The following is a 23,280-nucleotide window of genomic DNA, read 5'->3' on the forward strand; positions in this document are numbered from 1 at the left end:
TTTCGCTCAGGGCTGGGCCATCGCCTGCGCCACCGCACTGGCAATTGTCAAAGCGTCCTGCGGCTCTGCCACCAGTTTAACAAGATCGGTGTTTTCGACCGCAAGGTATCCGGCGGTAGCGGCGGAAGCGATGGACATCAGCATCGGGGCCTGGAAGGGCAGCAACGGCATCTGCCCAAGCAGTTCCCGCTCTGCCTCGAAGGCATTCGGGACATATGGAACGCCGAGGGTCCCGGCGATCTCCGCCGCCGAAATCGCCGCCGTCCCGGCAAGCTCGTAGCTGCGGCCGACATGGGCATCCGGCGCCTTGAGCACGCTCACCGCAGCGGCGGCCAGATCGTTGCGCGCAACGGCAGAGATGCCCCCGTTCCCGAATGGCGTGGTGATCTTCCCGCCGCGCGGGGCCAAAAGCGCGCCGACCAGTTCGGCGTAAAGTCCGTTGCGCAGAATGGTCCATTTCATCCCGCTGGCCTGCAGCGCGCGCTCGGTCCAGCGGTGCGCAAGTGCAAAGCCGAGATGCACGCCACTGGCGTGCAGGCTGCTGTAGATGACATGGCCGACACCCTGCGCACGCGCCGCTTCCACCACGGCGCCGTGACGGCGTATGACGACATCGTCCTCGGCATAGCCGGCCGAGGTCAGGAAAAGCGTGTCGACGCCGGAAAAATCCAATGTTTCGGGGTGGTCGAAATCCATTTGCCTGTCGGCGTCCGGCGCGCGGCTAGCGGTCCGCAGGTCCAAACCTGCCGCACTGGCCTGGCGTGCGATTTGCGAGGCGAGTTGCCCCGAGCTGCCGGTAATCAGTATCATGATGCTTCCTTTCCGTGTTGGTTCCCGGCTAACCTAGGGAGGCCATCAGGGGCACGTAAGGAGGCACTTGGATGTCGGTTACGAACACGGTTGTGCGCAGGGCATCGTTGGAATCCTGCGGGTCAGACGACCACGAAGATTGCGGGCTGGAGCTGATCCTGGTCCGGTTGGGCGAGCAATGGACGGTCAGGGTCCTGGCGGAACTGGCAGGCGGACCGCTGCGCTACCGGGTGCTTGAACGGGCGCTGGACGGCATTTCCCAGCGGATGCTGACCCTGACCCTGCGGCGCCTGGAACGTGACGGTCATCTGCTGCGGCATGTCGAGCCGACCGTGCCGCCCAAGGTCACCTATGAACTGACGGAACTGGGCCATGCCTTTGCGGCGCAGGTCGCGACGCTGGTGGAGTGGAGCCGGCAACACAAGGAGGCGATCAATGCTGCCCAGGATACATTTGACGCGTCGGGACGGGACTGACCGACGGCCCGTCTGGCGCCCTGCCCCCTCCATTTCCACAGGCTGAACCAACGCGCCACAGCGGTTCCGGGCGGAGTTGGCTGAAAGTTGGTTTATTGCTGGCGCGTTGGATATGCACATGTGAAATGCATAACGCCCAATCCATAGGCAGAGTGCTGAAAAGCGGCCCGGATCGGTTGAATTCAAATTGCGTCGCATTCCTCTGCGTGATGACGTCCGGCCCATGCAGCGGATTCTCAAGATCATCATCGTTGAAACAGACCCCTCGCGCGCCGCGTTGATCGAGGAAAGCCTCGCGCATGCGGGGCAGTACGAATTGCTAACGATCACCGATATGTCCCGGCTGACGGCGGCGATTGCGGATCATAATCCGGATATCATCCTGATCGACCTGGACAATCCCTCCCGCGACTCGCTTGAGGAACTGAGGCTCGCCTCGGCCCCGTTGGAGCGCCCGGTGGCCTTGTTCGTTGATCAAAGCGACGCAAACCTGACCAAGCTTGCGATAGAGGCTGGTGTTTCCGCCTATGTCGTCGACGGGTTGCGCGCGGATCGGCTGAAACCGATCATTGATGCCGCTGTGGCCCGCTTCACCATGTTCCGCCAGATGCGCAACGAATTGGCGACCACCAAACGCGCCCTGGAAGAACGCAAGGTGATCGACCGGGCCAAGGGCTTGCTGATGAAGGCCCGGGGCATTGATGAACAAGCCGCCTATGACCTGTTGCGGCGCGCGGCGATGGATCAGGGCCGCAAGGTCTATGACGTTGCCGAGGCGCTGGTGACCACTGCCGGGCTTTTGTCATGACCGCGAAGCTGCCCGTCGCATTCTTGCCGCTGATCGACGCCGCGCCGCTGATCGTTGCGGTCGAGCTGGGCTTTGACAGGGACGAAGGGATCGCCCTGGACCTGCGGCGCGCGCATTCGTGGTCCAGCCTGCGCGATATGGTGTCCTTTGGTCAGGTCACGGCAGCGCAGATGCTGGCACCGATGCCGGTGGCGACGGCGCTGGGGCTGGTTGGCACCGGTGCGGCGCTTGCCAGCGTTGCGGTGCTGTCCACCAATGGCGAGGTCATCGGTGTCAGCAACGCCATGGCGCAGCGCATCCGCGACACCGGATACAGCTTTGCCACAGGATTTGGCGATGCCCGCGCCGCCGGACAGGCGCTGATCGCTGCGGCGGACGGGCCGCTCCGGATCGGCGTGCCCTTTCCTTTTTCGATGCATGCAGAGCTTTTGTACCATTGGCTGACCGCACTGGGCCTGCCCGCCCCCGCCGCCGTCGACATCCGCACAGTGCCGCCACCGCTGATGGCCAGCGCCCTTGCGGCGGGCGAGCTGGACGCCTTTTGCGTGGGTGAACCCTGGGGGTCGATGGCGGTTGAAACCAATGCGGGGGCCCTGTTGCTGCCCGGCAGCGCGATCTGGCCCGGCGCGCCGGAGAAGGTGCTGGGCGTGCGGGCGGACCTGGCCGACGCCAGCCCCGAGCCGCTGCGCGCGATGATCCGCGCCCTGTGGCGCGCAGGCGAGTGGCTGAGCGATCCGCAAAGCCGCACCACCGCCTGCGCGTTCCTGTCCCGGCGCGACTATGTCGATGTTCCCGCGGAGATGATCGACCGCGCCCTGTCCGGCCATCTGACCCTCACCTCACGCGGTGACAGCCGGATCGTGCCCGATTTTGTCGGTTTTGCCCAGAACACCCCGCAGCAAGACCATGCCGCCTGGATCGCCGGACGTCTGGCCGCGCGGCTGGGGCTGGACCGGGCCACCGCGCGCCAGGCCGCAATTGCCACCTGGCGCACCGATCTGCACGACACGGCGCTGCGGGCGATTCCCGGTTACAGCCCGCGTCCGGATGCGATGACCCATTCATTTGATGGTCAAGAATTCAGCCCCTCCCTGCAGGAGTGACCGAAAATGCAGCAGATTTCCGCTGCAACGCAGAAAACTGCCTTTCTGCGGCCGCAAATTCCCCTTCGGTATTGATTTAACCCTCTGCTTTTCCCAACCTGAAGCTCAGGAAGACAATGGCGTCTTCCGAAATCCAATTCCCAAAGTCCGGGTAATCCGAGCACAGCCGCTCGACCCCTCGTGCATGCGCATGGGGCTGGTCAGCGGTTATTTTCGTTTGTCCGGGGCGCCTGCCTTCCGGATCACACAAGGGACAAAGTACATGAACAGACTTGCGACCTGCCTACTCGCCTCCACCCTGCTGACCGGCCCGGCCTTTGCCGAGATGCTGGCGCTTGAAAAGGATGAACTGACACTCGGCTTTATCAAGCTGACCGATATGGCCCCGCTCGCGGTGGCCTATGAGAACGGCTATTTCCTGGATGAGGGGCTCTTCGTCACGCTTGAAGCACAGGCAAACTGGAAAGTGCTTCTGGACGGGGTAATCGGCGGTCAGCTGGACGGGGCGCATATGCTGGCCGGTCAACCACTGGCAGCGACCATCGGCTATGGCACGCAGGCCCATATCATCACCCCCTTCTCGATGGATCTGAACGGCAATGGCATCACCGTTTCCAATGCGGTCTGGGAAGAGATGAAACCGAATATCCCGACCAATGCCGACGGGTTGCCGCAGCATCCGATCTCGGCACAGGCGTTGGCCCCGGTGGTGGAACGCTACAAGGCCGATGGCAAACCCTTCAACATGGGCATGGTCTTTCCGGTCTCGACCCACAATTACGAGCTGCGCTACTGGCTGGCTGCCGGCGGGCTGAACCCGGGTCTTTACAGCCCCGATGACACCTCGGGGCAGATTGGCGCGGACGTATTCCTTTCCGTGACCCCGCCGCCGCAGATGCCCGCCACGCTGGAGGCCGGCACGATCGACGGCTATTGCGTGGGCGAGCCGTGGAACCAGCAAGCGGTGGTCAAGGGCATCGGCGTGCCGGTGATCACCGACTATGAGCTGTGGAAAAACAACCCGGAAAAGGTATTCGGCATCACCGCCGAGTTTGCCGAGCAAAATCCAAACACCACGCTGGCCCTGACCAAGGCGCTGATCCGCGCCGCCATCTGGCTGGACGAGAACGAGAATGCAAACCGCGAGGCCGCGGTCGAGATCCTGAGCCGCCCGGAATACGTGGGCGCCGATGCCGAGGTGATCGCCGCCTCGATGACCGGAACCTTCGAATATGAGCCGGGTGATGTGCGCGAGGTGCCCGATTTCAACGTCTTCTTCCGCTACAACGCCACCTACCCGTTCTATTCGGACGCGGTTTGGTATCTGACGCAGATGCGCCGCTGGGGCCAGATCGCCGAAACCAAGGACGACACATGGTTCGATGAAACCGCGCGTTCGGTTTACCGCCCCGACATCTATCTGGACGCCGCACGCCTGCTGGTGGACGAAGGCAATGCCGCCGAGGCCGATTTTCCCTGGGACAGTGACGGCTACAAGGCGCCGACACCCGCCGCAGATGTCATCGACGGCATTCCTTTCGATGGCAAAGCGCCCAACGCCTATATCGACAGCCTGCCCATCGGACTGAAGTCCGGTGAGGTTGCCGGCGGCTGACCCTTCCGCACCGCCCTGCCTGCGGGGCGGTGCATCTTTCCCTTTTACGTACCGGAGACCGCAATGACAGTCGTCGATCCCGATCACCTGGACACCAAGCACAAAGAGGCGCGCCGCGCCGTCTGGTTCACCCGCATCAACAAGGCAGACGCCTGGTTTTCCGTTCTTGGTCTTGCCTGGCTGACCCCTCTGCTCAAGGCCGCGGCGGGCGACAATCCGCGCGGACAGATGCGCGATGTCTGGCGGCTGCTGGGTGTGCCGCTGTTGTCCATCATCGTCTTCCTGATGCTCTGGGCCACCCTCGCCCCGCGTGTCGTCACATCATTGGGCGCGATCCCCGGCCCCGTTGCGGTCTGGGAACAGGCCATGGAGCTGAACGCGGATGCCATCGACAAACGCGCCAAGGCAGCAATGTTCCACGAGCGGCTGGACCAGCGCAACGCGCGGTTGATCGAAGCCGGGCGCGCGGATGAGGTCAAGCAGATCGCCTATACCGGCGCGCCCAGCTATTACGACCAGATCTGGACCTCGATCAAGACCGTGTTCTTCGGCTTTCTGGTGGCCTCGGTGGTTGCGATCCCGCTGGGCATTGCTGCGGGCCTGTCGCCCACGGCCAATGCGGCCCTGAACCCGTTGATCCAGATTTTCAAACCGGTGTCGCCATTGGCATGGCTGCCGATTGTCACCATGGTGGTTTCGGCAGTCTATGCCACCAACGACGGGATGTTCTCCAAATCCTTCCTGGTCTCCGCGATCACCGTGACGTTGTGTTCCCTCTGGCCCACGCTGATCAACACCGCCCTTGGCGTCGCTTCCATCGACCGCGACCTGATCAGCGTCAGCCGGGTGCTGAAGATGGGCCCCTACGCCAAGATCACCAAGCTGGTTCTGCCCTCGGCGCTGCCGCTGATCTTTACCGGACTGCGGCTCAGCCTTGGGGTGGGCTGGATGGTGCTGATCGCGGCGGAAATGCTGGCGCAGAACCCCGGCCTTGGCAAATTCGTCTGGGATGAATTCCAGAACGGATCATCGCAATCGCTGGCCCGCATCATCGTCGCGGTGCTGACCATCGGCATCATCGGCTTCCTTCTGGACCGGGTGATGTACGCGATGCAGTCGTTCTTTACCTTCTCGGCGCAGCGGTGAGCGGCATGGGTATTCTTGAATTCAGGAACGTGAACAAGGGCTTTGGCGAAGGCACGCACCGCGCCGAGGTTCTGAAAAACATCACCCTGAGCGTGAAGGAGGGCGAGTTCCTGGCCATCCTGGGGTTCTCCGGGACCGGAAAATCCACCCTGATGAACCTGATCGCTGGGCTTGAGATGCCCGACAGCGGCACCTTGACCTTTCGGGAGGCGCCGGTCACGGGGCCGGGACCAGACCGGGGTCTGGTCTTTCAAAGCTACAGCCTGATGCCCTGGCTGACCGTGCGCGGCAACATCATGCTGGCCATCGAAGCGGTGCACGGCAAGCTGTCGAAGCCCGAAAAGATTGCCAAGGCGGATCATTACATCGCCATGGTTGGTCTTGCCCATGCCGCGCACCGCCGCCCGGCGGAACTGTCGGGGGGCATGCGTCAGCGGGTGGCCGTGGCGCGGGCGCTGGCGATGGAGCCTGACCTGCTGCTGCTGGACGAGCCGCTGTCGGCTCTCGATGCATTGACCCGCGCCAATCTGGCCGATGAGATCCTGGAGATCTGGGAGGCCGACAAGAAGACCTGTGTCCTGATCACCAACGACGTGGACGAGGCGATCCTGCTGGCCGACCGCATCATCGTGCTGAACCCCGACGGCACGCTGGCAGCGCCGATCCCGGTGACCATCCCGCGCCCGCGGAACCGTGACGCGATGAACCATGATGCGGGCTTCAAGAAGCTGCGCGCAGAGGTCACGCAATACCTGATGGACGTGGGCATTGCCGCCAAGGTTGCCGAAACACGCCACCTGCCGGACGTGAAACCGGTTCACCAGATGATCCCGGCTGCCGTCCGGGGCGCCCGCGAAGGCATGATCGAGCAGCGGTTCCTCGACTTCTCTCAGCTGCACAAGGTGTATCCGACCCCCAAGGGGCCTCTGACGGTGGTCGAGGATTTCGACCTCAAGGTAAATCAGGGCGAATTCATCAGCCTGATCGGCCATTCCGGCTGCGGCAAATCCACCGTGCTGACCATGGCGGCCGGCCTGAATGACATTTCCCAAGGCGCGATCAAGCTGGACGGCCGCCACGTCGAGGGCGCCGACCCGGAACGTGCCGTCGTGTTCCAGTCGCCCAATCTGTTCCCCTGGCTGACCGCCAAGGAAAACGTCGCGATTGGTGTGGACAAGGTCTATCCCCGGGCGAGCCAGTCCGAGCGGCAGGAGGTGGTCGAATACTACCTTGAACGCGTGGGGCTGGCCGATGCGATGGACCGTGGCGCGCATTCCATGTCGAACGGGATGAAGCAGCGCGTCGGCATCGCGCGCGCCTTTGCCCTCAGCCCCAAGCTGCTGTTGCTGGATGAGCCATTCGGGATGCTGGATTCCCTCACCCGCTGGGAGTTGCAGGAGGTCCTGATGGAAGTGTGGTCGCGCACCAAGGTGACGGCGATCTGCGTCACCCATGACGTGGACGAGGCGATCCTGCTGGCGGACCGCGTCGTGATGATGACCAACGGACCGCAGGCCACCATTGGCAAGATCACCGATGTAAGGCTGCCGCGCCCGCGCACCCGCAAGGCGCTGCTGGCCCACCCCGATTACTATGCGTACCGGCAGGAAGTCCTCGACTTTCTGACCGAATACGAACACGGCGCGAAGCCCGCGCCCAAGCCAAAACCCCTTGCGGCGGAGTAAGTCATGACCAGAAATCTGATTGTTATCGGTGCCGGAATGGCCTCGGGCCGGATGCTGGAGCATCTGTTCGAAACCCAGCCCGGCGCGTGGAAAGTCACCCTGTTCAATGCCGAGCCGCGCGGCAACTACAACCGGCTGATGCTCTCGCCCGTGCTGGCGGGGGACAAGACCTATGCTGAGATCGTCACCCATGATGCCGATTGGTACGAAAGCCATGGTGTCACCTGCCGTTTTGGCGAAAAGGTGCTGCGGATCGACCGGGAGGCGCAGGTCGTTGTCGGTGAGAACGGCGCGGTGCCCTATGACCGCGTCGTCATCGCCACCGGATCGAACCCCTTCATGATCCCCCTGCCCGGCCATGACCTGGAGGGTCTCATCCCCTACCGCGATCTGGACGACACCGAAACGATGATGGCCCTGGGTGCCAGACCCGGCGCGCGGGCCATCGTCATCGGCGGCGGCCTGCTGGGGCTGGAAGCGGCCGCAGGCATGAAGGCGCAGGGCGTCGATGTGACGGTTATTCACGTCATGGGTCACCTGATGGAACGCCAGTTGGACGAGGCCGCAGGCTATCTGCTGAAAAAGTCGCTGGAGGAGAAAGGCATCAATGTCCTGACCTCGGCCAACTCGCAGGAAATCCTTGGCACCGACGGGCGCGTCAGCGGGTTGCGGCTGGACGATGGCACCGAAATTCCCTGTGACCTGCTGGTCATGGCGGTGGGCATCCGTCCGAACGTGGCGCTTGCGCAGGAAGCCGGACTTGCGGTCGGGCGCGGCATCCATGTGGACGATGCCATGGTCACCTCCGACGCCAATATCCTGGCCCTGGGCGAATGTGTGGAACATCAGGGCGCGGTCTTTGGCCTTGTTGCCCCGCTTTACGATCAGGCCAAGGTCGCCACCGAAACCCTGGGCGGCAGGCCAGCGGCCTTCACCCCGAAGGAGGTGGCAACCAAGCTGAAAGTCACCGGCTGCGACCTGTTCAGCGCGGGCGATTTTGCCGAAGGCGAGGGCCGCGAAGACATCGTTTTCCGCGATCCCGCGCGCGGCGTCTACAAACGGCTGGTGCTGCAGGGCACCCGGCTGATCGGCGCGGTCATGTATGGCGACACTGGTGACGGCGCCTGGTTTCACGGGCTGATCAAGGACCACAGCGACGTGTCCGACATGCGCGACACCTTGATATTCGGACCGGCGTTTCAGGGGGGTGCCCCCTCGGACCCTTTGGCAGCCGTTGCAGCCTTACCGGGTGACGCAGAAATCTGCGGCTGCAACGGCATTTGCAAATCCACCATAGTCGACGCGATCAACGGCGGGGCCACCACCCTGTCCGACGTGCGCGCGCAGACCAAGGCCAGCGCCTCCTGCGGGACATGCACCGGGCTGGTCGAACAGGTCATGGCACTGACACTTGGGGACGGGTTCGAGGCGCAGACCGTCAAGCCGATGTGCCCCTGCACACCGCTGACCCATATGGACGTGCGTCGCCTGATCAAGTCGCGCGCGCTGAAGTCCATGGCCGCCGTCATGCAGGAATGCGGCTGGACCACCTCCTGCGGCTGCGCCTCCTGCCGTCCGGCGCTGAACTATTACCTGCTGTGCGACTGGCCCGGCGAATATCAGGACGACGATCAAAGCCGTTTCGTGAACGAGCGGATGCATTCGAACATCCAAAAGGACGGCACCTATTCCGTCGTGCCGCGCATGTGGGGGGGCATCACCACCCCGGACGAGCTGCGCGCGATTGCGGATGCGGCGGATAAATACGCGGTGCAGACCGTCAAGGTGACAGGCGGCCAGCGCATCGACCTGCTGGGTGTCAAGAAACAGGACCTGCCCGACATCTGGGCCGATCTGAATGCCGCAGGCATGGTCAGCGGTCAGGCCTACGCCAAAGGCTTGCGCACGGTGAAAACCTGCGTCGGCAGCGATCATTGCCGCTTTGGCACCCAGGACAGCACCGGCCTTGGCATCCGCATGGAAAAGGCGCTTTGGGGGTCGTGGACACCGGCCAAGGTCAAGATGGCGGTGTCGGGCTGCCCGCGCAACTGCGCCGAAAGCACCTGCAAGGACGTGGGCGTGATCTGTGTCGACAGCGGCTATGTGCTGCACATCGGCGGCGCTGCGGGGCTGCACATTCAGGGCACCGAGGTGATGTGCACCGTCAGGACAGAGGACGAGGTTCTGGAATACACCGCCGCGGTGGTCCAGCTCTACCGCGAAGAGGCCGCCTATCTGGAACGGATGTACAAGTGGATGGACAACGTGGGTCTTGACCACATCGTCGAACGGGTTGTGACCGATGCCGACAGCCGCCGCGCATTGGCCGACCGTTTTTACTACGCGCAAAAGTTCATGCAGCAGGACCCCTGGGCGGAACGTACCAAACCGGCCTATCGCGCGCTCTATGCGCCGCTGGCCGATCTTACCCTGGAGGCTGCGGAATGACCGACTGGACAGATATCGGCGCGCTGGAAGACATCCCCGAACGGGGCGCGCGCATCATCAAGACCCACATCGGCTGCATTGCCATCTTTCGCACCGCCGAGAACGAAGTCTTTGCCATCGACGACGCCTGCCCGCACAAGGGCGGACCGCTGAGCGAAGGTATCGTGCATGGCAGATCCGTCACCTGCCCGCTGCACAACATGGTGCTGCGGCTGGACACCGGGCTGGCGCAGGGCGCCGACAGCGGTGCGGTCAATACCTATGCCACGCGGATCGACGGTGGGCGCATCCTGCTGGATACCACGCAGCTGCGCCGCGAGCGGGTGGCCTGATGGACGGATCGGCGCATCACGAAGAGCTGCGCACCACCTGCGCCTATTGCGGCGTCGGATGTGGCGTTCTGGTGCGGCCCGATGGCAAGGGCGGCCTGTCGGTGCGCGGCGATCCGGAACATCCGGCCAACTTCGGACGGCTGTGTTCCAAAGGCACGGCGCTGGGGGATACCCTGTCGCTGGACGACCGGCTGCTGTCACCGCGCGCCTTTGGCGCAGATACCGATTGGGACAGCGCCCTTACACTGGTCGCGGACCGGTTTTCGCGCAGCATCGCGGAGCATGGCCCGGATTCGGTCGCCTTCTATGTCTCGGGGCAACTGTTGACCGAGGATTACTATGTCGCCAACAAGCTGATGAAAGGCTTCATCGGCTCGGCCAATATCGACACCAATTCCCGTCTCTGCATGGCCTCGACCGTGGCGGGGCAAAAACGCGCCTTTGGCACAGATACCGTGCCCGGCACATATGAGGACCTTGAACTGGCCGATCTGGTGGTGCTTGTGGGCAGCAACCTGGCCTGGTGCCATCCGGTCCTTTACCAGCGCCTTGCGGCGGCCAAGGCCGCGCGCCCCGCGATGAAGGTCGTGGTGGTCGACCCACGCCGCACCGCCACCTGCGATCTGGCGGACCTGCATCTGGCCCTTGCGCCGGGCAGTGACGTCGCCCTGTTCAACCGTCTGCTGGCCGCGATCCATGAGGGCGGCGCGCTGGACCCGACCTATCTGAACCATGTCGACGGCTTTGAAGAGACCTTGCAGGCGGCACAGGCACAGCGCGCGGAAGTGACCGGCCTGCCCGCAGAGCAACTGGCCGCCTTCTGCGCGATGTGGCTGCGCACCGAAAAGGTCGTGACCGTGTTCAGCCAGGGCGTGAACCAATCCTCCTCCGGCACTGACAAGGTCAATGCGATCATCAACTGCCACCTGGCCACGGGCCGCATTGGCAAACCGGGGATGGGGCCGTTCTCCGTCACTGGCCAGCCCAATGCCATGGGTGGTCGCGAGGTCGGTGGCCTGTCCAATGCGCTGGCCTGTCACCTTGACCTCGAAGACGCGGGTCACCGCGCGCTGGTTGGCGAGTTCTGGAAAGCCCCTGCCATGGCCGAGGGCGCAGGGCTGAAGGCAGTTGACCTCTTCAGGCAGGTACGGGCCGGCCGGATCAAGGCGCTGTGGATCATGTGCACCAACCCCGCCGTCTCCATGCCGGATGCCGATGCGGTGCGCGAGGCGATTGCGGGCTGCGATTTCGTCGTGGTCAGCGATGTGACAGCCCGGACCGATACGGCGCGGCTGGCCCATGTGCTGTTGCCGGCAACCGGCTGGGGGGAGAAAGACGGCACCGTCACCAATTCCGACCGCACGATCAGCCGCCAGCGCGCTGTGCTGCCCGCCCCCGGCGCGGCCCGGCCCGATTGGGCCATCATCTGCGACGTTGGCCGTCGCATGGGCTGGCCCGAGGCGTTTGACTATGCCACCCCGGCCCAGATCTTTGACGAACATGCCAGACTGTCGGGTCTGGCCGCCGCCACGGCGGGGCGCGATTTTGACATATCCGGGCTGACCGGGCTGGGGGCCGACGGCTATGCCGATCTGGCACCCACCCGCTGGCCCGTGACCAAGCAGGGCAGCACCGAACGGTTCTTTGCCGATGGCCGGTTCTTTACCCCGCAGGGCCGCGCACGGATGATTCCCGTAACCGCCCGTGCGCCCGTGGCCCGTACCGGCCCGCGCTACCCTTTCGTGCTGAACACCGGCCGCATCCGCGACCAGTGGCACACGATGACCCGCACTGCCAAAGCTCCGCGCCTGAACCAGCACCTGGGCGAGCCATTTCTGGAAATTCATCCGCTGGACGCACGGGCGCTTGGCATCGCGCCTGCTTCACTGGTCGCAGCCACCAGCCCGACAGGCCGCTGCATCTTGCGGGCGCTCATTACAGACCGGGTGCAGCGTGGGCAGGTCTTTGCCCCGATGCACTGGACCGGCGAAACCGCCCCCACCGGGCGCATCGACGCGCTGGTCCCCGGCGCCGTGGACCCGTTGTCGGGCCAGCCCGAAAGCAAGGCCGCCGTGGTGGCGCTTGCCCCCCATGATGCCGCCTGGTTCGGCTTTGCGGTCAGCACCGGCACCCTGACCCCCGACTGCAGCTATTGGGCGCGCAGCCGCGTGACCGGCGGCTGGCGGGCGGAACTGGCGGGCGGCATCGCAACGCAGGACTGGGAGGCCGAGGCGCGCCGCCTGTTCGCCCTGCCCCATGCCCGCTGTCAATCCGTCGCGGACCCCGCGACCGGCACCGCGCGCCTGGCCTTTCTGGACCCCGACAACCGCCTGCTGGCTGCATTGTTCGTTTCGCCCAAGCCAGTGTCACTGTCGCGCGACTTTCTGGCCGCGCAGCTGGGGCAGGTTGCCGGAACTCCGCTGTCGGGGCGCCCCGGTGCCGATATGCCGGACCCCGGCCCCGTTGTCTGTGCCTGTCTGGGTGTCGGGTTGAACACCATCGGTGCCGCCATCGCCAGCGGACAGGCAACAACCGTCGCGCAGGTGGGCGAATGTACCGGCGCGGGGATGACCTGCGGTTCCTGCCGCCCGGAAATCGCCGCTCTGCTGGCTGGTGCCAGACAGGTGGAGGCCGCAGAATGACCGAACCCACTGCACTGGCACCCTATGTTGCCATCCTTGGTCGCGGACAGGGCCGCGCGCGGTCGCTGACGATGCCCGAGGCGCGGGCGGCAATGTCGGTGATCCTGTCGGGGGATGCCGCCCCCGAAGCCATCGGCGCGATGCTGATGCTGATGCGGATGAAGGGCGAGGTCGCCGAAGAAATCGCCGGGCTGACCGACGGGGCGCGGGCCGCACTTGCGCTCTGGACAGGGCCCGCCCCCGCTGTTGACTGGCCGTCTTATGCCGCCGGGCGCACCCGTGGGCAGCCGTGGTTTCTGGCCGCAGCGAAACTGGTGGCCCAGGCGGGCTATCCGGTGCTGATGCACGGCTGGAATTCACATCAGGCGACGGGGGCAAGCGTACGTGCCGCGCTCGCCGATGTCGGTATCCCGCAAGTGCCATGGGCCGACGCCCCCGGAACACTGGCGCAAACCGGTATTGCCTATGTCCCGCTGGAAGCGCTTTGCCCTGCCCTGCTGGACCTGTTGCGCCTGCGTGACGTTCTGGGCCTGCGGTCCTGCATCAACACCGTGCTGCGCATGTTGAACCCGGCCGCTGCGCCGATCGCCTTGCAGGGGGTCTTTCATCCCTCCTACCGCGAATTGCAGCGCGATGCGGCGCTGCTGCTGAACCAGCCCGGCCTGCGCGTGCTCAAGGGCGGTGGGGGCGAGTTCGAGCATCACCCGACCAAGGACATCACCCTGCACGGATTGCAGGACGGCGCCATCTGGGAAGGGCAGACCGGCACGGTGCTGAGCGGCCACCAGCGCCTGTCCGAAACCGACAGTACATTGGCCGATGTCTGGCAGGGCCGCATTCAGGACCCGTTCGCCATGGCCATCATCATCAGCACCGCAGCCCTTGCGCTGGAGGCCTGCGGCATTGCCGACCCGGCCCGGCTGGCACGGGACCTGTGGCTGCGCCGCCACGACGCCAAAGCCGCCTGAGGGGACCATCATGCACAGCTTTCCCATGTTCATCCGCACCACCAACCGCCGCGTTGTGATTGTGGGCGGTGGGGAGCAGGCTGCGCAAAAGGCGCGCCTGATGCTCAAGACCGATGCGAAGCTGGTGCTGCTGGCACCGGTCCTGGACGTTGAACTGGCGGATCTGGTGGCGACAGGGCGTGCGACACAGGATGCCGGGCCCTTCACACCGGAACATTTTGCCGATGCGGCGCTTGTCTTTATCGCGAGCGGTTGCCCCGGCCTCGATGCGGCGCTGCATGCGCTCGCAAAAGCGGCGGGGGCGCAGGTCAATGTGGTGGACCAGCCGTCGCTTTGCGACATGACCACGCCGTCACTGGTGGACCGCGATCCGGTGGTCGTGGCCATCGGCACCGAAGGAACCGCCCCGGTGCTTGCCCGCCGGATCAAGACCGAGGTCGAGCAGATGCTGGACCCGCGGCTTGGCAGCTTTGCAGCCCTTGCCGGGCGGCTGCGCGGCGCGGTTGCGGCACATATCCCAAAACCGGACCGTCGGGCGTTCTGGCGATGGGCATTTGCCGATGCCCCCTGGCAGTTGCACAAGACCGGACAGGAACGCGCCGCTGCCGATCTGCTGAAACGCACAATTGCAACAAAAGACCTGCCCGACAGGCAGGGTCAGATTGCATTGGTGGGCGCGGGCCCCGGTGCGCGCGATCTGCTGACCCTGCGCGCTGTCGAGCGTCTGCAAGAGGCCGATGTGATCTTCTACGATGGGCTTGTCGATCCTGATGTGCTGGAACTCGCCCGCCGGGATGCAGAGCGTGTTTTTGTGGGGAATGTCCCTGGCACGCATATCTGGCCAGGGGAACGCATCTGCAGATTGGTCTTGGCCGAAGCCGCCAAGGGCCGCCGCGTCGTCCGCCTGGAATCCGGCGACGCGGGCATTTCCGGTCATGCCAAAGAAACACTGGACGCCGCCACCGCCGCCAATGTCCGCGTCGAGATTGTTCCCGGTGTCACGGCGGCAAGCGCCCTTGCCGCCGCCTCAGGTCAGCAGCTGAGCGGGGGAAGAGACCCGCAACCTGCCTTTCGCTCGGCAATCGCTGCCGGGCAGAACATTGGCGTTTGACCTGAAGTCAGAATGACAAAAGTGCCTTTCCGGCGCAGCGCCCGGGCCTCCAGCGGTTGCGAGACGGCACCGCAAAACCCTGCTATTTACCGGCCAGATGTTCAAAGAACGTCCCTACGGAATCCACGATCAAATCCTTGTCGTTGTCGAGCGTGGCGACGTGATATGATTCATTCAGCCAAAGCAGACGCACCTCATCCGACGATACGCCGTTGACGATCAAATTCGCATTCGCGGCCGGAACCACATGATCTTCGCGGCCCTGGATCACCAGCGTCGGACAGGTGATTTCCCGCAGCATGGTGCCGGTCGCCATGATCAGCTTGGTAAGTTCCCCAAGGCAGACAGTCGGTACTTCGGTATAGGCCAGCTCTTTCACATCCGGTGCCTTGATGTCCGATCCCACGCCCGGCAACAGCTCCGGCATCGGGTCAAGGAACATGGCACCTGACATCGGATCGTTGAGGATGCCGACCGCGCCGGCAATCGGCGCGATGCCCTGGACAATCTCCTTGTGTCGCCATGCCAGGTTGAGGGTAATCGTGCCACCCATGGAAAGACCCGTCACAAAGACCTTTGACTTGCGCGCGGCAAGCGCCTTCAGCGCCCGCTCTGCCTCTCCGACCCAATCGGTGGCACCGGTCGGCGCCATATCGGCAACCGATGTGCCATGACCGGGCAAACGCGGCCCCACGACGGTAAAGCCGAATTTCTTGTGCAATTTCTCACCAAGGTAACGCATACTTTGGGTGCTGCCGGTAAAGCCATGAATTACAAGCACGCCGATGTCGTTTCCCTCGAACTCGAATGCTTCGGCTCCTTCAAGAACATCTACCATGTCATTTTCTCCTCCATGATCTGCCGATCCTCCGGTGCGGGGGGCATTGCCCAGCCTTGATCAGTTTTGCGCCACAAAGCCACTTGGATCGACAAGTACCTTGCATTGGGTTGTGCGGCTTCTCAATGCCTCAAAAGCCTCTGGCATCGAAAGCAGACTCACATGGTCGGAAATCAGATGGTGCGGTGTATGGGTGCCGCCGTCCAGGGTGCGGATGGCCATTTCGAATTCCGGCATCGTGAAGAACACCGACATTACGATGTCGACCTCCTTGGAGATTGCGCGAAAGCTGTTCATGTGATCGGGCGCGGTGCAAAGCCCGAGGACAAGCACCTTGCCGCGCGGCGCGACAAGGTCGACACAATGGTCAATCAGCCCCGGTTTGCCAACGCATTCAAAGACGATCTCCGGCGCGCTCCCGCCGCAACTTTCGGCCAGGCGTCGGGCCATGTCTTTGCCGGACAGGATGAAATCCGTGGCGCCCAGTTCCATGGCGCGGTCGCGTTGATGGTCGTGAAGGTCAGCGACCACGACATGCGCCGCCCCCATGCGTCGCGCCCAGAAGGCGACGGCAAGCCCGATGGCACCGGCGCCGACAATAAGCACCCTGGCACCCGGTTGCATGCGCGCACGCCGGATGCCGTGAAGCGCCACGCTCAGCGGTTCTGCGAGCGCGCCGTCGATGGCGGAAATGCCCCAGGGGAGCTTGCGGCATTGCACCGCGTCGAGCGCCGCAAACTCGGCAAACCCGCCGCCGATCAGATCGAAGTTCGCGCACCACGCAGGCTCGCCCCGCTTGCAGGATGCACAGGCGCCGCAGCCCCGCAGGGGAGCAGCCGAAACGTGATCGCCAGGTTTGAGGCCCGTGACGCCAGAGCCCACGTCGATCACTTCGCCGGAGAACTCGTGGCCGATCACCTCGCCGCCTTCCAGCCCGAATGTCGGGTCTTCGGTCATGTGAAGGTCGGAGCCGCAGATGCCACAGCGGCACACTTTGAGCAGCACCTGTCCCCGCCCGGCCTCGGGCAGTTTCACGTCGCCGATCCGGAGCGGTTTGCCCAGGGCGTCGAAGATAGCGGCTTTCATGATCACTCCTCCAGGATCAGTTTGCGACGCACCGGGAACCAGGGATGATCCCCGAGTTTCTGCAGCAGCCCCCAGACGCCACCCCGGGCATAGAGCGCGATGATGAGGGTGAGGATGCCGAGCACGATCAGGTAGGCAGAGCCGAACTCACCGAACAACCGGTCCGCGAAGAAATAGATCAGCGCGCCGATGAGGGCCCCTTCGATGGAACCGATCCCGCCGACCATCACGATGAAGATCGCCATCGAGGCCCAGAACGGATCGAAACCGGCAGAGGGGGTGATCCGCAACTGCGCCATGTAATAGATCGCGCCCGCAAAGCCCGTTCCCACGGCTGCGGCGACAAATATATAGAGCCGCAGCTTGCCGACATTGACGCCCTGGCTGGCAGCGGCAACGGGATTGTCCCGCATCGCGGTCAGCGCCAGACCGTGTCGCGACCTCAGAAGCCAGTAGCTGCCGCCGATGGTCACGATCAGCAGGATTGCACATAAGATCACAAAGGCGACCTCGCGTTCGTGCTGGCTGTATTGCGTCATGACGCGCAGGGTCATGCCGGCCCCCGCATTCACATAGTCGATGTTTGAGGTCGCCAATCGCACGGCCTCTGCGACAACCCAGGTGCCGATGGCGAAATAGGGACCGTCCAGACGCCTGAGCAGGAAATAGGTCGGCACCGCCAGAACCGCAGGTGCGATCAGGGACAGGATCACGGCGAAAAACGGGTTGACGCCAAAGTTCTGTGCCAGAACGAACAGCATGTAGCCTGCCACACCGATAAAGGCCTGTTGCCCGACCGAAACAAGCCCGGCGTATCCGGCAAGAAGGTTCCACATCTGGGCGATGGCGATATAGCAGCACAGCTCGATCGCCCAGCGGATGTTGCCCGATGTCGCCCACCAGGGCATGGCCACCAACGCCAGAAGCAGGAAGAGGCCGATGGTCATGGCAATCCGGCTGGAGGTGGTCGCGCGCTGGACGCGCATCTGTTTGATCGTGTTCATTTTCCGCCCCTACTTCTTACGCGCCATGATGCCTTCGGGGCGCGTTGCGAGCACCAGAAGGAACACAAGATGGCCGAAGAGAATTCCAAGCCCTGGATCGACCCGCAAACCAACGGCCTGAGCGATCCCCAGCACCATTGCCCCAAGGAACGCGCCCCAGATTGAGCCCATGCCCCCGATGATGACCGCCTCGAAGGCATAGATCAGCTGCGCCGGCCCGTCAGACGGCGACACCGTCGCCCGGAGCGCTGCAAAGATCGCGGCAAGGCCCAGGATGCCCACGGCAATCGCCGTTGCCGTCGCATAGATACGTTTGGGATCGACGCCGGTCATTGCCGCCGCTTCGGTATCGGCGGCCGCCGCCCGCAGGCCGCGCCCGAACCTTGTGTAACGCAGCACGGCGTCCAGACCGCCGGCAATGACAAATGCACAGACCAGAACGATCACCGGCAGCAGACCCAGGTAAATCGGACCAATCTGGAAACTTGCGCTGGCGATATCGGAATTCGGCAAACTGCGCGTATCGGCGGACCAGATTTCCAGCATCAGGTTCTGCAGCGCGATCGACAGGCCGAAGGTCGCGATCAGTGACGGCAGCGGATCGGCACCGACCACCCGGTTCAGGATAACCTTTTGCAAGATCCAGCCGATGGCCACGGCAATGGGCACGATCACGAGGACCAGACCGATGTTACCGAACGGAAGCGCCCCCGCCAATGACACCGCGATGAGCGACAGCAGGATCATCACGTCGCCATGGGCGATGTTCACGATCCGCATCACACCGAACATCAACGCCATGCCAAGCGCATATTGGGCGTACATGCCCCCCAGGAGCACCCCCTGGACAATTGCATCAAGCCACTGCATTGGACGCTCCGAAGTAGGCCGCGGCGATTTGATCGCGGGAGATTTCGTTAGAATTGCCGGTCAGCGTGATCCGTCCTTCCAGCATGCAATACAGGCGGTTTGAAGCCTCCCGCGCCAGCGACACGTCCTGCTCCACAAGAACGATAGATGTGCCCCCCGAGATGATTTCCGGCAAGACCGCATAGATTTCCCGGATTACCCTGGGCGCCAGACCAAGGCTCAGCTCATCGCACAAAAGCACCCTGGGTTGGCAGAGCAGCGCGCGCGAAATCGCGACCATCTGCTGCTGACCGCCCGACAGGTCCTCGATTGGCTGGTTGCGTTTCTCGCGCAGGATGGGAAACAGCTCGAACAAGCGGTCCCGGGTCCATTGCCCCTCGCTTTCGGGAAGGCGCGCGTGGTCGATGGCGACACGCATGTTCTCTTCGACGGTCATGCCGGCAAACAGTCTGCGGCCTTCCGGCACCATGGCCAGACCGCGCCCGACCATCTTGTGCGCCGGCGTGCCGCCAACGGGCACCCCCTCGTAGCGAACCATGTTGCGGCCAACCGGCAAAAGCCCGAAGACCGATTTGAGAAATGTGGATTTGCCCGCGCCATTTGCGCCGATCAGCGCAATGACCTCCCCCTGCAGCAGATGCAGGTCGATCCCGAACAGGGCCTGAAAGTCGCCGTATCCGCCGACCAGGCCATGCGTCGAAAGAATGGCTGTGCCGGTCATGCTTCGATCCCCATGTAAACGCGCTGCACCTCGGCATCCTGCATCACCGTATCAGGGCTGCCCTCGGCGATCTTCCTGCCAAAGTTCAACACCAGAACCTGATCCGCGACCGCCATGAGCGCGTGCAGCACATGTTCAATCCAGATGATGGTAACGCCCCGGTCGCGCACCCGCCGGACTAGGGTCACAAGCGCAGCACCCTCCGCCTCCGTCAGGCCGCCGGCAATTTCGTCCAGCAACAAAAGCTTTGGCTTGCCCGCAAGCGCGCGCGCCAGTTCAAGGCGTTTGCGGTCCAGCAATGTCAGACCCCCCGCAAGCTTGTTGGCCTGCGCAAGCAACCCGCAGTCGCGCAAGACCTCGGCGGCATGTGCGCTTGCCTCCGCCTCGCTCATCCGGGCACTCAGCATCGCGGGAACCATAAGGTTCTCGAAGGCCGTCATATTGCCGAAAGGCTGGGGCACCTGATAGGTGCGGCCAATCCCGCGTTTGCACCGTTCGTAGGGCGGTTCGGCAGAGAGCTGGGACCCGTCCAGAGACAGCTCCCCCGCATTCGCAGCAAGATCACCACTGATCAGATTGAACAGCGTCGTCTTGCCTGCACCATTGGGACCAAGGATGCCAAGCACCGTCCCGCGTGGCACGTCAAAGGTCACGTCGTCCACCACGGTGACAGCGCCGAAACGCTTGGTCAGACCGCGCGCTGACAAGAGCATCTGATCAGTCATGTGATCCCCCTCAGGACCAGTCGAGAGGTTTCATCACAGTATCGGGGTCCAGCACGTCGGGATAAAGCGTATTGTCCACGATCTCCAGATCGAAGGGCCACTTTTCACCTTTGACCCACTGGCCGCCAAAGATCGGCGTCTTGCAGATGTTCGGGTGCGGACCTTCGGTGAAGTTGATGTTGCCGACGAGGGTGTCCAGATTGGTGGCCGCCAGCGCCGCGCGGTTGGCGTCGCGGTCCAGCGGATCGGCGGAGCGCTTGAGCGTGTCCAGGATGACCTCCCACAGGGCATGTGAATACCCCAGCGGCTGGGTCCATTGCTTGCCGGTCTCCGATTCCCAGACCTCCGCTATTTCGCTGCTGGTTTGACCGGTCAGCGACGATTTGTAGGGGAATGCCGGGGTCCACCAGACTTCGGATGACATGCCTTCGCCCAGATCCCCCATGGCTTCGATGCCGGACGGGAAAAGCAGCGCAGCGGCCACGGTCACCACCTTGGGCTTGTAATTTTGCTGGCTGCATTGCGTGATGAAGGTCTTGAGGTCCGCCACATAGGTGATGCCGCCGACGATATCACAATTGTTCGCCTTGAACTCGGCAATCTGAGCCGAGAAATCGTTGGTCCGCGGTTCGAACATGGATGGGGCGAATGCCTCGAAGCCGGCTTCGCGCACGGCATTGGGCAGGCCGTATTCTTCGTTGCCCCAGGTCTCGCCATCGGCATTGCGCGGGAACAGCATCCCCACCTTGCCATTGGTTTCGATCGACCGCCACATGCCGGTAAAGGTGCCAAGCACGTCTTCGAGACCCCAGAAGAAATGGTAGGTCCAGGTGAAAGGGCTGTCAGCCCCTCCACGGGGCATCACAAAGGCTTGCCAGGGAGAGCTCGACGAGATGCAGGGCACGCCATAAAGCTCGCATTGATCGGCCGTCGGGTTGTTGATGTCGGTGGTCGAGGCCGGCAGCATCAGCGCGATCTCATCGTTGAGGATCAGATCGCCGGCCAGTTCCGCCGCCCGGTTGGGGTTGGATTGTGCATCCCGTATAAGGATCTCGATATTGTAGGTCTCGCCGTTGACGCTGATCCCGTCGGCAACCAGGGCCATGATCTTGGTCACCGTATATTCGTCGGTCTCCCCGAACAGGGACAACGGCCCGGTCAACGGGCTGATGACGCCGATCTTGATCGTCTTGGAATCTTGCGCACGTGCCGCATGTGGCAGTGCGATGGTTGCAGCGGTCACTGCCCCCAGCCCCTTGAGCAGCGAACGCCGGTCCATATAGGTCTTTGGATTGATTTCGAGTGTCATGGTAATCCTCCTTGATGACGTCACGCCGGGCTCCTCCTTCCCGGTTGGTGACGAGTGGCGGAAGGCGGCTGCAGGCCGCCTGTCCGAAATTCATTCTATTTCCTGGGCCGGTCGCAGGATCAGGCCACCGTCGATCACCATCTGCGATCCGGTGACATAAGCCGATGCGTTGGACGCAAGATACAGCGCCAGGGGCTTGATCTCATCCGCCTCCGCGACGCGTCCAAGACAGGACCAACGGATAAACGCCTGCCGGTCCTCGACATTGGCCATGCGCCCGCCCGCAATGTTGGTGATGAAGGGCCCCGGACAGATGGCGTTCACGCGGATCTGGTAGCGCCCCAGTTCCATCGCCAGTTGCTTGACCAGATGGCTGAGTCCCGCCTTCGCCGGCATATAGGGTGTGCCCACGATCCCGTCGACGTAGAATGCCGCGATGGACGATGTTGCGATGATCGCACCGCCACGGTTCTGCTGCTTCATATGGCGCGCCGCCAGTTTCATCGTGTTGTAGACGGAGGTCAGGTTGACCCCGATCACCTTGTCCCAATGGGCGTCGTCCAGCGTGTCGATCTGGCCCTCCGGATTGCGCCTGCCCTCCGGGGTCAGGAACCCCGGACCCGCGTCCACCCCGGCGTTGGCAAAGACGACATCAATGCCCGATTGCGCCCTGGCCGCGTCGTCGAAGGCCGCGCTCAGCGTCGCGCGGTCCGTCACGTCCACCACGGCACCGGTCACTCTGCCCCTCGGGGCAAGTTCGCGGATCTCGGCAACAGTGCGGTCCAACTGATCCTTGTCCAGGTCGAACAAGGTCACATTGGCCCCACGCTCGGCCATGATCTCGGCATAGGCCCGGCCCAGACCAAAGGCGGCGCCGGTCACGATGACGGATTTTCCCGCCACATCAAACATCGTCTCAAGCGACATGCATTCCTCCTTCACTGATCGCGTTCCGGATCAGATGAACATGTCTTTGTTGACGGGGATGTTGTTGGCTTCACAGTAGGTGACATAATGGTCGATGAACCAGAACACGTCCGCCGTGAATTCGAAATTTGCCTGATCGTCAAAGAACTCGATCGCGCCGCTCAGCCAGAAAAGTGCCTTCATGCCGTTCGGATCGTCCGAGTAGAGCGTATGCGCCGTGCCCGGCAGCTCGTAGACGAAATCACCCGGGCGCGCGACCCAGTCATATTCGTGATAGCCCCAGGAACCCTCAAGCGTGACGGCGGATACGACGCCGCGGTGACGGTGTGTTCCAATGCGTCCGCCGCCCTTGACCCAAAGGATATTCGCCGCGGAGTTTTGCCGGACGTCGAATGCCAGATGCTTGATCGCAGCTTGCTCACCGAAGGGAACCCAGGGGTTGTTCTCGTCATCGCCGGGGATGAAAGCACCCTCTTTGCCAAAACGATGGATCATCGCTTCGTGGGGTTCATCCGGCAGTTTTGTAATCAGCTTTTGATCGTTCATGTCTTCCTCCCTATGGCCCCGATTTCAGGAGCGACACACAGGAGACAGTCGAGTCCGTCACGGCGTCAAAATCTTTTTTCGTGCCGCAACGCAGCAACCGCGTTTTGAGC

At 63.3% G+C, this 23,280-nt stretch carries 21 protein-coding genes; 11 read left to right on the forward strand and 10 right to left on the reverse strand.

Going from position 1 to position 23,280, the window contains the following annotated elements:
* Window positions 1–6: 6 nt before the first annotated feature.
* The gene (locus ACWNZ3_RS19690) at window positions 7–810 is read right to left on the reverse strand and encodes an NAD(P)H-binding protein (protein ID WP_496901984.1); all 804 of its coding nucleotides are present in this window, start codon (window positions 808–810) and stop codon (window positions 7–9) included.
* A gap of 71 nt (window positions 811–881) precedes the next feature.
* Here ACWNZ3_RS19690 and ACWNZ3_RS19695 point away from each other — a divergent pair, with 71 nt between their 5' ends.
* The 11 genes from ACWNZ3_RS19695 (at window position 882) to ACWNZ3_RS19745 (ending at window position 15,144) form a co-directional block, all read left to right on the forward strand.
* Window positions 882–1,286 (forward strand): winged helix-turn-helix transcriptional regulator, encoded by a 405-nt coding sequence (locus tag ACWNZ3_RS19695; protein WP_269360531.1) that lies wholly within the window; start codon window positions 882–884, stop codon window positions 1,284–1,286.
* 223 nt (window positions 1,287–1,509) lie between these two features.
* Window positions 1,510–2,094 (forward strand): ANTAR domain-containing response regulator, encoded by a 585-nt coding sequence (locus ACWNZ3_RS19700; RefSeq protein ID WP_114276893.1) that lies wholly within the window; start codon window positions 1,510–1,512, stop codon window positions 2,092–2,094.
* On the forward strand, window positions 2,091–3,197 hold the full coding sequence (locus ACWNZ3_RS19705) for an ABC transporter substrate-binding protein (protein WP_269360528.1): 1,107 nt from the start codon (window positions 2,091–2,093) through the stop codon (window positions 3,195–3,197). The genes ACWNZ3_RS19700 and ACWNZ3_RS19705 overlap by 4 nt, the downstream gene beginning before the upstream one ends.
* A 262-nt stretch (window positions 3,198–3,459) precedes the next feature.
* Entirely contained in the window at window positions 3,460–4,812 is a 1,353-nt protein-coding gene (locus ACWNZ3_RS19710) for a CmpA/NrtA family ABC transporter substrate-binding protein (protein WP_269360526.1), read from the forward strand.
* Window positions 4,813–4,875: 63 nt separating this feature from the next.
* Window positions 4,876–5,958, forward strand: a complete 1,083-nt coding sequence (locus ACWNZ3_RS19715) for an ABC transporter permease (protein WP_269360524.1) — start codon at window positions 4,876–4,878, stop codon at window positions 5,956–5,958.
* Between the two features lie 5 nt (window positions 5,959–5,963).
* Window positions 5,964–7,643 (forward strand): ABC transporter ATP-binding protein, encoded by a 1,680-nt coding sequence (locus ACWNZ3_RS19720; protein WP_496901985.1) that lies wholly within the window; start codon window positions 5,964–5,966, stop codon window positions 7,641–7,643.
* A 3-nt stretch (window positions 7,644–7,646) separates the two neighbouring features.
* Entirely contained in the window at window positions 7,647–10,091 is a 2,445-nt protein-coding gene (gene nirB / locus ACWNZ3_RS19725; protein ID WP_496901986.1) for a nitrite reductase large subunit NirB, read from the forward strand.
* Window positions 10,088–10,423 (forward strand): nitrite reductase small subunit NirD, encoded by a 336-nt coding sequence (gene nirD, locus ACWNZ3_RS19730; protein ID WP_269360520.1) that lies wholly within the window; start codon window positions 10,088–10,090, stop codon window positions 10,421–10,423. Before nirB ends, nirD begins: the two co-directional genes overlap by 4 nt.
* Window positions 10,423–13,065 (forward strand): molybdopterin-dependent oxidoreductase, encoded by a 2,643-nt coding sequence (locus tag ACWNZ3_RS19735; protein ID WP_496901987.1) that lies wholly within the window; start codon window positions 10,423–10,425, stop codon window positions 13,063–13,065. The genes nirD and ACWNZ3_RS19735 overlap by 1 nt, the downstream gene beginning before the upstream one ends.
* Entirely contained in the window at window positions 13,062–14,033 is a 972-nt protein-coding gene (locus tag ACWNZ3_RS19740) for a glycosyl transferase family protein (protein ID WP_496901988.1), read from the forward strand. Before ACWNZ3_RS19735 ends, ACWNZ3_RS19740 begins: the two co-directional genes overlap by 4 nt.
* A gap of 10 nt (window positions 14,034–14,043) precedes the next feature.
* The gene (locus ACWNZ3_RS19745; RefSeq protein WP_496901989.1) at window positions 14,044–15,144 is read left to right on the forward strand and encodes an SAM-dependent methyltransferase; all 1,101 of its coding nucleotides are present in this window, start codon (window positions 14,044–14,046) and stop codon (window positions 15,142–15,144) included.
* 82 nt (window positions 15,145–15,226) lie between these two features.
* Here ACWNZ3_RS19745 and ACWNZ3_RS19750 read toward each other — a convergent pair whose 3' ends face one another.
* The 9 genes from ACWNZ3_RS19750 to ACWNZ3_RS19790 form a co-directional block, all read right to left on the reverse strand.
* On the reverse strand, window positions 15,227–15,982 hold the full coding sequence (locus ACWNZ3_RS19750; RefSeq protein WP_496901990.1) for an alpha/beta hydrolase: 756 nt from the start codon (window positions 15,980–15,982) through the stop codon (window positions 15,227–15,229).
* Between the two features lie 60 nt (window positions 15,983–16,042).
* Complete coding sequence (locus ACWNZ3_RS19755; RefSeq protein ID WP_496901991.1) at window positions 16,043–17,068, reverse strand: zinc-dependent alcohol dehydrogenase; 1,026 nt, start codon at window positions 17,066–17,068, stop codon at window positions 16,043–16,045.
* Between the two features lie 2 nt (window positions 17,069–17,070).
* Window positions 17,071–18,072 carry a branched-chain amino acid ABC transporter permease gene (locus tag ACWNZ3_RS19760; protein ID WP_496901992.1) on the reverse strand — a complete coding sequence of 334 codons (1,002 nt, stop codon included), beginning with the start codon at window positions 18,070–18,072 and terminating at the stop codon, window positions 17,071–17,073.
* Window positions 18,073–18,081: 9 nt separating this feature from the next.
* On the reverse strand, window positions 18,082–18,942 hold the full coding sequence (locus tag ACWNZ3_RS19765; protein ID WP_496901993.1) for a branched-chain amino acid ABC transporter permease: 861 nt from the start codon (window positions 18,940–18,942) through the stop codon (window positions 18,082–18,084).
* On the reverse strand, window positions 18,929–19,663 hold the full coding sequence (locus ACWNZ3_RS19770) for an ABC transporter ATP-binding protein (RefSeq protein ID WP_496901994.1): 735 nt from the start codon (window positions 19,661–19,663) through the stop codon (window positions 18,929–18,931). Before ACWNZ3_RS19770 ends, ACWNZ3_RS19765 begins: the two co-directional genes overlap by 14 nt.
* Window positions 19,660–20,388 (reverse strand): ABC transporter ATP-binding protein, encoded by a 729-nt coding sequence (locus ACWNZ3_RS19775; protein WP_269360507.1) that lies wholly within the window; start codon window positions 20,386–20,388, stop codon window positions 19,660–19,662. The genes ACWNZ3_RS19770 and ACWNZ3_RS19775 overlap by 4 nt, the downstream gene beginning before the upstream one ends.
* 10 nt (window positions 20,389–20,398) lie before the next feature.
* Window positions 20,399–21,697 carry an ABC transporter substrate-binding protein gene (locus ACWNZ3_RS19780; RefSeq protein WP_496901995.1) on the reverse strand — a complete coding sequence of 433 codons (1,299 nt, stop codon included), beginning with the start codon at window positions 21,695–21,697 and terminating at the stop codon, window positions 20,399–20,401.
* 90 nt (window positions 21,698–21,787) lie between these two features.
* Window positions 21,788–22,624 carry an SDR family NAD(P)-dependent oxidoreductase gene (locus ACWNZ3_RS19785; protein WP_496901996.1) on the reverse strand — a complete coding sequence of 279 codons (837 nt, stop codon included), beginning with the start codon at window positions 22,622–22,624 and terminating at the stop codon, window positions 21,788–21,790.
* Window positions 22,625–22,654: 30 nt separating this feature from the next.
* Window positions 22,655–23,170, reverse strand: coding sequence for a 2,4'-dihydroxyacetophenone dioxygenase family protein (locus ACWNZ3_RS19790; protein ID WP_269360504.1), 516 nt, complete (start codon window positions 23,168–23,170; stop codon window positions 22,655–22,657).
* Window positions 23,171–23,280: the final 110 nt, after the last annotated feature.

Source organism: Sulfitobacter sp. IGS-18 (assembly GCF_059628195.1).